The organism is Streptomyces sp. NPDC044719, assembly GCF_056433405.1.
In genome coordinates, this window is the sequence record NZ_JBWKHE010000011.1 from 268,825 (window position 1) to 281,169 (window position 12,345).

A 12,345-nucleotide genomic window follows, 5' to 3' on the forward strand; every position below is an offset into this window, starting at 1 on the left:
TATCTCCTGTCAGGCCACGCGGTACTGCTCGTCGCGGGCGTCGGTGAGGAACATCTGCCCCGGGGCGTGTGTGAGGGCGAACGGCGGACGCGAGGCCATCACCGCCGCCTGCGGGGTCACACCGCAGGCCCAGAACACCGGGATGTCGTCCGGTTCGGCGTCGACCGGGTCGCCGAAGTCGGGACGGCCGAGGTCGTCGATGCCGAGCCCCGACGGATCGCCGCAGTGCACGGGGCTGCCGTGCACCGCCGGCAGCAGACTGCTCTCGCGGATCGCCGCCGCCAGATGCCGGGGCGGCACCGGCCGCATCGACACCACCATCGGTCCGTGCAGCCGCCCCGCCGGACGGCACTGCCGACCGGTCACGTACATCGGCACGTTGCGGCCCTGCTCGACGTGGCGGATCGGGACGCCCGCCTCGCTCAGCGCCCACTCGAAGGTGAAGCTGCATCCGATCAGGAACGACACCAGGTCGTCCCTCCAGTACGCGCGTACATCCGTCGGCTCGTCCACGAGCTCGCCGTCCCGCCACACCCGGTAGCGCGGCAGATCGGTGCGCAGATCCGCGCCGCCGGCGAGCACGGTCGTCCAGGATCCGGCGTCCGTGACGTCGAGGACCGGGCAGGGCTTGGGGTTGCGCTGGCAGAACAGCAGCATGTCGTAGGCCCAGTCGGCGGGCACCGAGATGAGGTTGACCTGGGTGTGGCCGGCCGCGACCCCGGCCGTGGGGCCCGTAAGGCCCTCCCGGAAGCGGGCGCGGGCCGTTTCCGGGCTCCACGCGTGCGCGTGCTCGTCGACGAGGACGACGGGACGGTCTTCTGTGCTGGTGCTGGTGCTGGTGCTGGTGCTGGTGCTGGTGCTGGCGCTGGTGCTGGTGGCGGTGCGGACGTCGGTGCGGGTGCGGGTGCGGGTTTCGGTCTCCGTGCGGTTCACGTGAGCTCCTTCCCGCGCGTCTCCGGCAGCCCGAGCAGCGCGAGTGCCGCGAGGCCGTAGCCGATCGCACCGAAGACCAGCGCGCCGCCGACGCCCCAGCTGTCGGCCAGGAAGCCGACCATCGTCGGGAACACGGCGCCCACCGCGCGCCCGGTGTTGTACGTGAAGCCCTGCCCCGTGCCGCGTACCGCCGTCGGGTACAGCTCGCTCAGGTAGGAGCCGAATCCGCTGAAGATCGCCGACATGCAGAACCCGAGCGGGAAACCGAGCACCAGGAGCAGGGTGTTGGAGCCGCTGGGGATGTTCGCGTACGCCAGGATGCAGATCGCCGACAGCAGGGCGAAGAGCCAGATGTTGCGCCTGCGGCCCAGCTTGTCGGTGAGATAGCCGCCGGTGAGGTAGCCGATGAAGGCGCCCGATATCAGCAGCGTCAGATAGCCGCCGGTGCCGACGACGGACAGCTCACGCTCGGACTTCAGATACGTCGGCACCCAGGTGGCCAGCGTGTAGTAGCCGCCCTGGACGCCCGTCGAGAGCAGCCCGGCGAAGATCGTCGTACGCAGCAGTCCCGGCTTGAAGATCGCCGTGAAGGAGCCCTTGTCCGCGCTCTGTTCACGAGCGGCGGCGGCCTCGGGAGCGTCGTGCACACTGCGCCGCAGCCAGACGACGAGCAGCGCGGGCAGCGCCCCGGTCCAGAACATGATGCGCCAGGCCAGGTCGTCGCCGGCCACCGAGAAGACCAGCGTGTAGGCGATCACGGCGAGGCCCCAGCCCACGGCCCAGGAACTCTGGATCGCGCCGAGCGTGCGGCCCCGGTGCTTGGCGCTCGCGTACTCGGCGACGAGGATCGCGCCGACCGCCCACTCGCCGCCGAAACCGAGGCCCTGGAGGGCGCGGAAGACCAGCAGCGTCTCGTAGTTGGGCGCGAAACCGCAGGCGACGGTGAAGACCGCGTACGTGATCACCGTGATCATCAGCGCCTTCACCCGGCCGATGCGGTCCGCGAGAACGCCGGCGAGGGCGCCGCCGATCGCGGAGACCACCAGCGTGACCGTCGTGAAGAGACCGGTCTGGCCGCTGTTCAGGCCGAAGTAGGCGGACAGGGCGACCATGCTCAGCGGCAGCGTGAAGTAGTCGTACGAGTCGAGGGCATAGCCGCCGAAGGCGCCGGCGAACGCCCGGCGGCCACGCGGGCCGAGGGCGCGCAGCCAGCCGAACGCCCCGTCGTCGGCGGTGCGTTCCGCCGCGTCGGGGCGTGTCTCGTCGGTCAGGGCCTGCGGTGGAGGGGTCGTGCTCATGGGCACCTCGCAGAGGGGGGACGGAGAGTGCTTCGGGCCGAGCCGTGCGTAGCACCGTAGGGGATTGTTCAACGATCCCTCAATACCCATGTTGGTTCTTCTTGTGATCTGCGATTGAATTCCGGCATGGCAGAGCAGCTGAAGGACCTCGCCGACGACCGGGCTCTCCTGGGGCGCACCAGCACCGCGGAGCGGGTCTCGGACATCCTCAGGAGCCGGATCGCCGAGGGCTACTTCCCGCCCGGGACGCGCCTGTCGGAGGACAGCATCGGCGGCGCGCTCGGCGTCTCCCGCAACACCCTGCGCGAGGCGTTCCGCCTGCTCACGCACGAACGCCTGCTCGTCCACGAGCTGAACCGGGGCGTCTTCGTCCGGGTCCTGACCGTGGAGGACGTCGAGGACATCTACCGCACCCGCCGGCTCGTCGAGTGCGCCGTGGTCCGCGGCCTCGGCGAGCCGCCGTACGGCCTCGACGGGCTCTCCGGTGCCGTCGCCGAGGGGCGGCGGGCGGCTCGGGAGGGCGACTGGAAGGGGGTGGGTACGGCCAACATCCACTTCCACCGGGAGCTGGTCGCCCTCGCCGTGAGCGAGCGCACCGACGAGCTGATGCGCAGCGTCTTCGCCGAACTGCGGCTCGCGTTCCATGTGGTGGACGAGCCGCAGCGGCTGCACGAACCGTATATCGCGCGAAATGTCGCGATTCTCGAGGCTCTTCAGGCGGGGGAGCGCGGCAAGGCCGAGCGTCTGCTCGCCGGCTATCTCGACGACTCGCTGAAGCGGGTCGTGGAGGTGTACCAGCGGCGGGTCGGCGAGGACGGCTGACGGGACCGCCGAGGACGGCTGACGGGACCGCCGAGGGGGCGTACCCGCGTCGTTTGGGTGGTTGTCAGACCCAGGACCTAGTCTGTGCACCGTGACTTCGCCTGCATCGACGGACAGCGTTCCGCCCCAGCTCAGCGCGGGGCCGCGCCCCGCGCCGGGGCCGGCCGCCGACGAGGGCCTGGCGCGGCGCCTGCGCGCGCTCGCCTGCACCGCGCCGCTGCACGACTTGGACGCGCGCAAGGCCAACCTCGCGGGTGAGTACTCGGTGTACGGCATGGCGGAGGTCGCGCTCGCGGCCATCGACCTCGTCACCCTGAACATGGACTTCGACACGGGCGCTGACCACGACCAGATCGTCGCCCGCCTCATCCCGCGCATCGCCGCGCAGGCGCCGCGGCGGCCCGCCGCCGAGCACGAGCGGGTGGCCCGCTGGGTCCTGGAGAACCTGATCAACGTCGGCAGCGTCGACCGCGGCTTCCGCGCGGTGTACGGCACGTTCGGGGCGGACGGCACATATGTGCGCCGTGACTACGACTTCAAGCTGATCGAGGAGGTCCCGGGCCCCGGCGGCACGGTCTATCTCCGTACGACGGACGAGGCGGTCAACGTCCTCGTCGGAGCCCTCGACACCGATGTCACCAGCGCGCAGATCGCCGCCGAGGTCAAGCTGGAGGTGCTGATCAGCCGCGGCCGGCTCGCCGACGCCCAGCTCGCGGCCGAACAGGCCCGCTACCGCACCGTGCAGTACTCGGAGACCCTGCGCAGGGCCCTCGACGCGACCCGGCGCAATGTGCGCGCGGTGGACTGGCTGACCACCGTGCCCGACATGATCGCCGAGGCCCTGGAGCACGTCGCCGACCGCTATCGCCACGAGAACGCGATCCTGACCAACATCCGCAAGGCCCGTGACGAGTCCGAGGACCCCGAGCACAAGCGCCGGGCCGCCGAGCTCGTCGACATCGTCAAAGACTGCATCCGCCGGCACACACAGCTGCAGTCCCGGCTGCTCGAGGCCGGACCGCTGTTCCGCGCCGAGCAGGACCGGCAGGCCTTCGCCACCCCGATGACCACATCCGGGATCGACCTCTACGGCCATCTCCTCGCCCCCGTCCTGCCGCTCTCGCTCGAGAAGGCCGTCCGCGTCACGGACGCCTTCTTCGCCCGCGGCACCGGGCTGCGCACGCCGGTGTCCGTCCGGGTCGGGGACCTCGTCGACATACTGCTGACGCCGCCGGTGGAGCGTGAGCATCTGGGCGCGGAGATGCCCGAGCCGGATGTCATCGCCACGCCCGACGACAGCCGGTTCAGCGAGGAGCAGATGGCGGCCGCGCAGGAGCTGCTCGACCTGCCGGCCGACGCGCCGCGCCGGCTGTCCGGGCTGCTCGCCGAGGCCCGCCGGCAGGATCCCGAACTGCCCTATCTGGTGGCTCTGCTGGCGGTGCACGCGGCCAGTCCGCCGGTCGGTACCGCCTATCGGCAGGGGGAGCAGAAGTTGCTGTTCGCCGTGGACGACGGGACGGAGCTCGATGATCCGGAGTTCGGCGGGGCGGACCTGATCGTGGGTACGGCGTTGCTGGACGCGGCGGGCATGGCGGCGGACCGGACCGAAGCGGCATGAGTGTGTACCGGCGGAGTGAGGGTGTACCGGCGGCACGAGTGAGTACCGGCGGTATGAGTGAGTACCAGCGCCATGAGTGATCACCAGAGGAACAAGGAGCCCCGACCGTGAGCGAGCACGTCGAGTGGAGTGAGCCGGAGGGACCGGCGCCGACGGCCACCGCCGCCGTCACCCCCGCCGACGCCGCCGACGCGGCGCGGCTCGTGTCCTTCGGGCTGCAGCCCAAGCTCCAGCCCGCCCGCGACCAGGAGTACGCGGACCTGCTGCGGCGGTACCGCGAGGACCCGCCGTTCGCGCGGCTCGCCGATGCCGTGGCGACCGGTCTGGGGCTGATCGTGCTGGAGGTGTCCCCGCGTGCGGGCATGGCCGTGACCGCCGCCGAGGACTCGGTGTTCGCCGTGCGCATGGGCGACTACGCGCGTCGTACGTCCGCCGACGGCGGCGACCGGTTCCTGCACGGACTGGCCCATCTCGCCGTCGCCGCCATGGCGTTCCCGCGCCCCGAGGACCTCGCTGACGACGGCTACATCGGCCGGGTCACGGTCAACGGCGTCGACGCCTTCGTGCGCCAGGCCTGCCGTCGCCTGGAGGAGCGCGCCGCCGAGCAGGGCGAGAACACCGATCCGGCCACCGACACGCCCGGTCTGGAGGCCGCCTGGCGGATCTGGGTGCGGCGCAGCGCGACCGGGGCCACCAAGGACGCGCGCCGGCTCGCCGGTTCGACCACCGGCATCGTCGCCAAGGCCGTCGCCTTCCTCACCGAATCCGGCTTCCTCCAGCGCACCGGCGACGACAACGGCGGCACGTACCGCACCACCGCCCGCTACCAGCTCCAGGTGCGTGACATGGCCGGCAGTGCCGCCATGGCCGAGCTGCTGGAGCTGGGCGTCGTCCCGGTCACCGACGGCACCCCGACACTGCTGCCCGCCGAGGAAAGCGACGACCTGGAGCTGGTGGCCGACGCCGGGCTGCCGTTCCACTCCGCACAAGCCTCCGCACAGGCCTCCGCATAAGCCTCCCGCCGCCCTGCCGAACTTCCCCGATCTGCCGAAGACTTACGAGAGTCCGCCATGTACGAGCTGTCCCGGGTCCGCCTCTACTCCATCGGGCCCGCCGGTGCGCGCTACGCCGACACCGTGCTTGACCTGCGCGGTGTGGGCGAGGCCGTGCCCGACCCCGCGCCCACGCAGGCGGAGTTCTTCGAGGAGGAGCCCATCGGCCCGCCGCGCCGGCCCGCGCCCGCGGGCGTGCTCTTCCTGGAGAACGGCGGCGGCAAGTCGGTGCTGCTCAAGCTGATCTTCTCCGTGATGCTGCCGGGCCACCGCAACACGCTCGGCGGCGCCAGCTCAGGTGTGCTGCGCAAGTTCCTGCTCGCCGACGACTGCGGACACGTCGCGCTGGAATGGCAGCACGTGCTGACCGGCGAGTGCGTCGTCGTCGGCAAGGTCAGCGAGTGGCGCGGGCGGCAGGTCTCCAACGACCCGCGGAAGTTCGCCGAGGCCTGGTACTCCTTCCGGCCCGGGCCCGGACTGAGCCTCGACAACCTCCCCGTGGCCGAGTCCACCGCCGTACGGGCCCCGGTCGAGGGCCAGTCCGGCGCCCGCGGCAGGCGTCGCACCATGAAGGGCTTCCGTGACGCCCTCACGGAGGCGGGCAAGACGTATCCGCACCTGGAGGTGCACTGGGAGGAGATCCACGACCGCTGGATCGAGCACCTGGGCGATCTCGGCCTCGATCCGGAACTCTTCCGCTACCAGCGGGAGATGAACGCCGACGAAGGCGAGGCCGCCGGCCTCTTCGCGGTCAAGAAGGACGCCGACTTCACCGATCTGCTGCTGCGTGCCGTCACCGACACCCGCGACACCGACGGACTCGCCGACCTGGTCGGTGGTTTCGGCAACAAGCTCGGCCGGCGCGCCGAGCTCATCGCCGAACGCGACTTCACCGCCGGATCGGTCGACCTGCTCGGGCGGATCGTCGAGGCCGCCGAGGCCCGCACCCGCGCGCGGGACATCCACGCCGGAGCCGAGCGGCGTACGCGGAACCTGGCGCGCAGGCTGTCCGCGCGAGGGGCGCAGGAGCGGACCCGGGCCGCCGACCTGGCGCAGCGGGTCACCGCCGCCGCGTACGCCGTCACGCACGCCGAGGCGGCCCGCGAGCGCAGCGCGCTGATCTCCGCCGAACTCGCCTACCGACACGCCTCACTGGCCCTCGCCGCGGCCGAGAAGTCCGCCGCCGCGCAGAAGCGCGAACTCGCCGACGCCCGCACGCTGCACTCCGCGTGGCAGGCCGCCGAGGCCGTACTGCGCCACCGCGCCGCCGCCGACCGCGTCACCCGGGTCTCCGCAGCGATCCAGGAGGCGGAGCGCGACGCCGCCCCCGCGCTGGCCGCCCGCTCAAAGGCCGCCGTCGATCTCGTACGGGCCCTGCACGCGGCCGCGGGGAACGCCGAGAACCTCGCCAACGAGGAGGAGGAGCGCTCCGCCGCCCTCCAGGAGGTCAGCGACTCGGCCTACCGCGACTCCACCGCCGCCGCCACCGAGGCACAGCGCGCCCGCAGCGAGGTCGGGCACCTCAAGCAGCGCCTCGCCGAGGTCGAGCAGGAGACCGCCGAGGCGGTACGGGCCGGCTGGCTCGACGACAGCGCGCCAGACGCCGACCCGGCCCGCGCGGCCCTCGCCGCCAGCGACGCCGAGAAGACCGCCGTGGCGGCCTGGGACGCGGCCCGCGAGGCATCCCACCGGGCCGCGGAGCACGCGCGCGAGGCAGCCGCCACCGAGACCCGCGCGGAACTCACCGCGGCCCGCGCGGCGGACGCGGCCACGGCGGCGGAGCGGTCGTACGAGGCCGAGCGCCGCACCGCCGAGGCGCTGGCGGGGGAGGAGCGGCTTGCGGAGCTGCTGAGCCTCACCTCCGAGACCCGCCCGGGCATCCCGCACCCCCGCCACGGCTCGGACAGCGAACCGGCCCTCCCGACCGCCTCCGGCGAACAGGGGCTCAGCCCCGAGGAGCTCGACCGCTTCGCCGACGAGCTGCGCGACCTGCTCGACGAAGCCGTCGGCTCCGCCGAACGCCAGCTGTTCGACCTGCGTACGGCCGCCGCCGACGACTCCCGGATCCTCGGCGCGCTCGGTGACGGCGGTCTGCTGCCCCCCGGCCCGGACGTGCTGGCCACGGTCGAGTACCTCGGCGAGCACGGCATCCCCGCGCTGCCGGGCTGGCGCTATCTCGCCCAGGCCGTCGACCCCGCCGACCACGCCCGTGTGCTGGCCGCCCGGCCCGAACTCGTCGACGGCGTGATCATCACCGACCCCGACTCCCACGCACGCGCCCGGGAAGCGCTGGGCGACGCCGCGCTGCTGCCGCGTTCCGCCGTGGCCGTGGGCACGGCGGCCGCCCTGCTCGCCCCGGCCCCCGCCCCGGAGACCGACAGCGGCGACGTGTTCCTCGTCCCGCCGAACCCGGCCATGCACGACGAGCACGCCGCCGACGAGGAGCGCCAGACACTGCGCGCCCGGGCGACCGAGCGTGACGAGGAGATCCGCGCGCTCGCCGCCCGCCTCGGCAAGGACCGGGAGCTGGCCGCCCGGCTCGCCTCCTGGCGCACCGGCTGCCCCGCCGGCCGGCTGGCCGAACTGGCCCGGGCGGCACAGGACACCCGTGCGTTCGCCGAGGAGTCGGAGGCCGAGCTGGCCGAGGCGCGCACCGTCCGGGCCGAGGCCGACGAGACCGCGGGAGAGGCCGCCCGGGTCCGGGACGAGCGGCAGGAGGCCGCCCAGAAGGCCCGCCGCTCCGCCGACGCCCTCGCAGGGCTCGCCTTCCGGCTGCGCGAGCGGGCCGGCTGGCAGGTCAAGCTACGGGAACTGGCCGACGAGGCGACCGAGGCCGAGGCAGGCGCCCAGACCTGTCTGGAGCGCGCCCGGGCCGCCGACGAGGACCGGCGTGGCGCCCAGCGAGCCGCCGACGACGCGCGCCGCACCGCCCGCGCGCTGCGCGCCGAGCGCTCCGAGATCGCGGGCGCCCCCGACGACGTACCCGAGGACGAGACCCAGACGCCGAAGGCGTCCCTGCCCGCCCTGCGCGAGGCCTACCGGGCCGCTTCCCAGGTGTACGAGAAGGTCGGCGTGGGCGCCGACCTGCGGGCCGAGCAGGCCCGCGCGGAGAGCGACGAGAGCGCGGCCCGCGCGGAGCTGGACCGGCTCAGCAACAAGGTCCGTACGCGCGCGGAGCAGCTCCTCGAATCCCCCGACGGCTCCGACGGCCCCAGCCGCCAGGCCGCCGCCGCCCGCGCCGAGGAACTGGTGCAGCTCCTGGAGACCCGCATGTCGAGCGCGAGCGAGCAGCTCGGGCGGCTACGCGGCGAGGCCGAACGGCACGCTCCGCAGGACGGCGAGGCCCACACCGAACTCCCCGAGGAATCGCGGCCCCGCGACGCCGAGCACGCGCAGACCCTGCTGCGCACCGCCACGGGCGAACTCGCCTCCCACACCGCAGCGCTCGACCAGGCACGGGACGCGCACACCGAACTCCTCGACGCCCACCGCGCCGCCGAGGACGCGGCGGGCGGCTTCGACGAGATCGCCGCCCTGCTCCGCGACCTGCTGCGCGAGCACACCACGGACGAGGAACACGAAGAGCCCGAGCCCTACCCCGGCACCCCGGAGGAGGCTCGGCAGTCGGCAGCCGAGGCCCGCCGCTCCCTGCGCGGCTGCGCCGCCGACCTGTCCGCCGCCGAGGCCGCCGTCCGTGAGGCCAGCGACATCCTCGTCCGGCACGCCAACTCCACGCGCTACGAGCAGGTCCGCACCCCGGCACGGCAGCAGATCCGGGAACTGCCCGCCTCCGCGCTGCCCGAGCACGCCCAGAAGTGGGCGGACGCGTTCGCGCCCCGGCTCCGGGTCCTGACGGACGAACTGGAACAGCTGGAGCGCAACCGCGACTCGATCGTGGACCGCCTGCGCGGCCTCGTCGAGTCGGCCCTGGCCACCCTGCGCTCCGCCCAGCGCCTCTCCCGCCTCCCGGAGGGCCTCGGCGAATGGTCGGGGCAGGAGTTCCTTCGCATCCGTTTCGAGGAGCCCGACCAGGCCACGCTCACCGAGCGGCTGGGCGAGGTCATCGACGAGGCGACCCGCGCGGCCGTCAAGAAGAACTCCGACCTGCGGCGCGACGGCATGTCCCTGCTGCTGCGGGGCGTCGCCGCGGCCCTGCAGCCCAAGGGTGTCGCCGTCGAGATCCTCAAGCCCGACGCGGTGCTGCGCGCCGAGCGCGTCCCCGTCGGGCAGATGGGCGATGTGTTCTCGGGCGGTCAGCTCCTCACCGCCGCCATCGCCCTGTACTGCACGATGGCCGCGCTACGGAGCAACGACCGGGGCCGCGACAAGCACCGGCACGCCGGCACCCTGTTCCTCGACAACCCCATCGGCCGTGCCAACGCCACCTACCTCCTGGAACTGCAGCGGGCGGTCTCGGACGCGCTGGGTGTCCAGCTCCTGTACACCACGGGTCTGTTCGACACCACCGCGCTGGCCGAGTTCCCCCTCGTCATCCGTATGCGCAACGATGCCGACCTGCGGGCCGGCCTGAAGTACATCAGCGTCGAGGAACACCTCCGTCCGGGCCTGCCGCGTGAGGCCGGCGCCGGGGAAGCCGCACACAGCGAGATCACGGCGACGAGGATGTTCAAACGTCCGGCCTCCTCAACGCCCTAGGAGCGCGGGGAACTGCGCGACCAGCCACAACGGTCGCGCAGCCGCCCTCGACCAGGCGGATGATGCCCGGCCCCTGGGCTCGCCAGCCGCGCAGCGCCCCTTCAGTCGGCCGCCGGCGCGGAGGGGGGAGAGGAGGCCGTGGTGTCCGAGCGGTGCTCGGCGAGCACGCCGGTCCGGTGCCGCTGGACGAACCAGTAGTAGGCGAAGCCGCCGCCTGCGATGACGGCGACGAACAGCACGGCGCCCCAGCGCAGGTACCAGTGGTAGGGAGCCGCGGCGTTGTAGACCGCGGCCCGCGGCCAGATGAGGTTGAGCGTCATGGCCCCGCCCCACAGCACAGCCAGGATGTTGACCGGCAGACCCCAGCGGCCCAGGGAGAAACGGCCCTCGCTCGCGGGCTGCCACTTTCCGCGCAGCCGGGCGACGAGCAGCGGCACCGTGACACCCAGGTAGGCGAGGTAGATCATGATGATGCCGATGCTGGTGACGACGGTGAAGATCTGCGGCTGGCGGATGTTGACCACCAGGATCGCCAGCGCCAGGATCCCGATGATCACGGTCGGCAGAACCGGCGTCTGGAACCGCGGGTGGCACTTGGCCAGCTTCGACGACGCGGGCAGGTTGTTGTCGCGGGCCATCGCGAAGGCCAGCCGGACGGCCGCTGTGTGGACCGCCAGGGCGCACACCGTCACCGCGATCAGCACGCACCACAGCATCGCCTTGCCGGCCGTCGGGCCGAGCACGTCCAGGACGATGTACTGCAGACCGTCCGTGGAGAGCTTCTCGCCCTTGAGGCTGGACACGCTCATCAGCGCGAGCAGCAGGATCAGACCGCCGAGCACGAAGGACGCGACGATCGCCCGGATGATAGCGCGCGGCGCGTTCCGGGTCGGGTCCAGGGACTCCTCGCCGAGCGAGGCCGCGGTGTCGAAGCCGTACATGACGTAGGCGGAGGCCAGCGAGGCCACCAGGAAGGCACCCAGGTACCCGTTTCCGTACCCGGCGCCGGTGCCGTGCGTCTCCATCACGACCTGCGGTCCACGTGTGATGTGGACGGCGAACAGAACGATCAATACGACAGTGGCGATCAACTCGATGAACACGCCCGCCGTGTTGATCCTCGCCATCAACTTGACGCCGAAGGCGTTCACCAGGGTGGTGAACAGGATCAACACCGCGGCCAGGATGACCGCGTTGGTCGCCACGTCGTACGTACCGGTGCCGTCCCCCACGAACTGGAAGAACGACGAGATCTGCGGCAGCGTCAGCTGGTAGGCCAGTGCCACGGCCGCGATGGACACGATCGAGGCGATCAGCATCATCCAGCCGGCGAGCCAGCCCAGATGCGGATTGCCTATCTTCTTCGACCAGTTGTAGACGGAGCCCGCGACGGGATAGCGGGCGGCGAGCTCCGCGAAGCAGAGCGCGACCATGAACTGGCCGGCGAAGACCATCGGCCACGACCACCAGTAGGCGGGACCGCCGCTGCCGTAGCCGAAGTAGAACAGCTGGAAGGTGCCGGTCAAGATCGATATGTAGCTGATCCCGGCGGCGAAGGTGTGGAAGTTGCCCAGGGTGCGCTTGAGCTCGGGTCTGTAGCCGAACTCGGTGAGTTCGGCGTCGTCCTGGCCGGGGGCGTCTGTGGAGTGCGCGGTCGGTCTCATGGGCGGTTCCTCAATGGGTGTTCCTCGGGGCGGTTCGATCACTCGAACCACCCTGAGGGGTGGGACGGGTGTTGCGCCAGATGTTTCGTCTCGCGATACCGGCGAGCCCCGCAGGCCCGAGTTCGCGTTCGAAGCCGGACTGCTTGAAACCGCCCCATTCCACCCGCGGAACGTGAGGGTGGCCGTCGTTGATCCAGACCGTTCCCAGCCGTAGCCGTAGCCGTAGCCGTAGCCGTAGCCGTAGCCGTAGCCGTAGCCGTAGCCGTAGCCGTAGCCGTAGCCGTAGCCGTAGCCGTAGCCGT

Annotated in this window: 7 protein-coding genes and 1 pseudogene; 4 read left to right on the plus strand and 4 right to left on the minus strand. The window is 72.2% G+C overall.

The genetic code is table 11. The annotated features are described in order from the left end of the window. Positions 1–9 precede the first annotated feature (9 nt). On the minus strand, positions 10–933 hold the full coding sequence (locus AC07DF_RS37015) for a putative hydro-lyase (protein WP_478981186.1): 924 nt from the start codon (positions 931–933) through the stop codon (positions 10–12). Beyond that, positions 930–2,231, minus strand: a complete 1,302-nt coding sequence (locus AC07DF_RS37020; RefSeq protein ID WP_478981188.1) for an MFS transporter — start codon at positions 2,229–2,231, stop codon at positions 930–932. Before AC07DF_RS37020 ends, AC07DF_RS37015 begins: the two co-directional genes overlap by 4 nt. A 126-nt stretch (positions 2,232–2,357) precedes the next feature. Here AC07DF_RS37020 and AC07DF_RS37025 point away from each other — a divergent pair, with 126 nt between their 5' ends. The 4 genes from AC07DF_RS37025 (at position 2,358) to AC07DF_RS37040 (ending at position 10,379) form a co-directional block, all read left to right on the plus strand. Beyond that, positions 2,358–3,053: a GntR family transcriptional regulator gene (locus tag AC07DF_RS37025; RefSeq protein WP_478981190.1), complete on the plus strand. Its 696-nt coding sequence runs from the start codon at positions 2,358–2,360 to the stop codon at positions 3,051–3,053. Between the two features lie 91 nt (positions 3,054–3,144). Next, complete coding sequence (locus tag AC07DF_RS37030; RefSeq protein WP_478981192.1) at positions 3,145–4,671, plus strand: hypothetical protein; 1,527 nt, start codon at positions 3,145–3,147, stop codon at positions 4,669–4,671. Positions 4,672–4,778: 107 nt separating this feature from the next. Beyond that, the gene (locus tag AC07DF_RS37035; RefSeq protein ID WP_478981194.1) at positions 4,779–5,684 is read left to right on the plus strand and encodes a hypothetical protein; all 906 of its coding nucleotides are present in this window, start codon (positions 4,779–4,781) and stop codon (positions 5,682–5,684) included. Between the two features lie 57 nt (positions 5,685–5,741). Then, positions 5,742–10,379 (plus strand): hypothetical protein, encoded by a 4,638-nt coding sequence (locus AC07DF_RS37040; RefSeq protein WP_478981196.1) that lies wholly within the window; start codon positions 5,742–5,744, stop codon positions 10,377–10,379. A 101-nt stretch (positions 10,380–10,480) separates the two neighbouring features. On the opposite strand, the gene AC07DF_RS37045 is transcribed toward AC07DF_RS37040, so the two are convergent. Together AC07DF_RS37045 and AC07DF_RS37050 are read right to left on the minus strand one after the other, a co-directional pair. Next, the gene (locus AC07DF_RS37045; RefSeq protein ID WP_478981198.1) at positions 10,481–12,043 is read right to left on the minus strand and encodes an APC family permease; all 1,563 of its coding nucleotides are present in this window, start codon (positions 12,041–12,043) and stop codon (positions 10,481–10,483) included. Positions 12,044–12,053: 10 nt separating this feature from the next. After that, positions 12,054–12,272, minus strand: a pseudogene (locus tag AC07DF_RS37050) (aldehyde dehydrogenase family protein); the annotation flags it as partial. Positions 12,273–12,345 lie beyond the last annotated feature (73 nt).

Excerpts from the sequence above, each read along its gene's own strand:
- AC07DF_RS37020 (WP_478981188.1), bottom strand. The coding sequence starts at position 2,231 with ATGAGCACGACCCCTCCACCGCAGGCCCTGACCGACGAGACACGCCCC.
- AC07DF_RS37025 (WP_478981190.1), top strand. The coding sequence starts at position 2,358 with ATGGCAGAGCAGCTGAAGGACCTCGCCGACGACCGGGCTCTCCTGGGG.
- AC07DF_RS37045 (WP_478981198.1), bottom strand. The coding sequence starts at position 12,043 with ATGAGACCGACCGCGCACTCCACAGACGCCCCCGGCCAGGACGACGCC.
- AC07DF_RS37040 (WP_478981196.1), top strand. The coding sequence starts at position 5,742 with ATGTACGAGCTGTCCCGGGTCCGCCTCTACTCCATCGGGCCCGCCGGT.